The 1,354-nt window shown below is 51.0% G+C and carries 1 protein-coding gene; it reads left to right on the plus strand.

Annotated features, from left to right (window positions below; all coding sequences use genetic code 11):
• Positions 1-1,354 (plus strand): hormogonium polysaccharide biosynthesis protein HpsA (gene hpsA, locus B9T16_RS28740; protein ID WP_410246397.1); only part of this gene is annotated, 1,354 nt, incomplete at both ends.

Here is a 1,354-nt window from a genome sequence, read left to right on the forward strand (position 1 = left end):
GACTCGAATGTTCGATATGCCCGACCTGGGGAATACGGGTCGCAATGGTTTCTGGGAAAGGGCAGCAGCCAAAGCCCCGACAGAAGATGAGCCCCTTGTAGGGGGGGCGCGGATAGTTACGGGGGCAGGGATTTACTCACCTTTACCTGATGACTCGTTTTACACTGATTACTCTATTCGACCAGGAAATTACTCTATTCGACCAGGAAAGGCGGCGGACAACCCAGACACCCCGGAAAATGAATCAGCTTTTGATGTGGTGTGGCCAGATACCATGCCGATGGGATGGGATGACCCTGAGAAACCTGATGAAGGTTATAAAAAGGGAGACCTGCAAATGCGGGCTACTGTGGTGTATCACTATACAACCACTCCCTGGGCCGAGCCGGGCGATCGCCAAAATCCCATAGCCTGTATCAGCAGTTACTACGACCCCACCACCCAAGAAACCGCTAAAAACGAGCATGACTTGCCTTGGGATGCGGCGACCGCCACTGGCGAGGGTATGTCCCACAATGGCATTGTCTACGCACCGCAGATACTGAATGTATCCCAACAGACACCAAATGCTGACGGCTTGTTCACTGCTGCCAATCCATCTGGTAGCGTCCAGGAGAGGATTTACTACCAGGCTAATCTAGTTTTTCCTGATGGGCGCTTTGTCAACGAGCCCCTGCGGAAAGCATTAGCCAAAGCACTTGCAGATAGGAGCTTGGAGGAACAGTCGGCTATTGATGCGGCCGTTTGCGCTATGCAAATCTTAGATGGAACTGCAGGGAGTCCCACAGAAGCTACCATTCCCCATGGTACGATTTTTGAAAGAACTTTACTGGATGCCCGCCAGGTGAAAGCCCTGGAGGATGATGACGGTTTCTTCGCTGATGGTAAGGGCACTTATGATCGCCCCATAGAAGACCGCCAGCCCCTGGAAATTCGCACCACGGTGATTGACTTAAACAAGTTACGCCAAAAGGCGATCGGTGATAACGAGTTTTTATTGCCTAACAGTGGTATCGTCTACGCGACCCGTGATGATGCCCTGAGAGATGATAGCACTGGAGACTCCATAACCAGTCCGGTGGACTTTGTTTTAGACGAAACCCGCCGCCCCAACGGCATCATGTTGATTAATGGTGAACGGTTAGACCGCCGAACTAGCGTTTTTAGAGATGACAGAGGGTCAATGTGGGAAAAAGGCTTCACCTTGGTGAGTAATTTGCCTGCCTATGTGAAAGGAAATTTCAACCTGCACCAAACCCCTGGTGGCACTCCTTTGGATGAATTTATTGATCAGGGTAGTGGTTTTTATACTCGCAGCAACCAAAATCCCAATTTTGCCTGCCGTCAAGGAGAG

Origin of the sequence: Arthrospira sp. PCC 8006 (assembly GCF_046480465.1) — a bacterium.
GTDB classification, from domain to species: domain Bacteria; phylum Cyanobacteriota; class Cyanobacteriia; order Cyanobacteriales; family Microcoleaceae; genus Limnospira; species Limnospira platensis.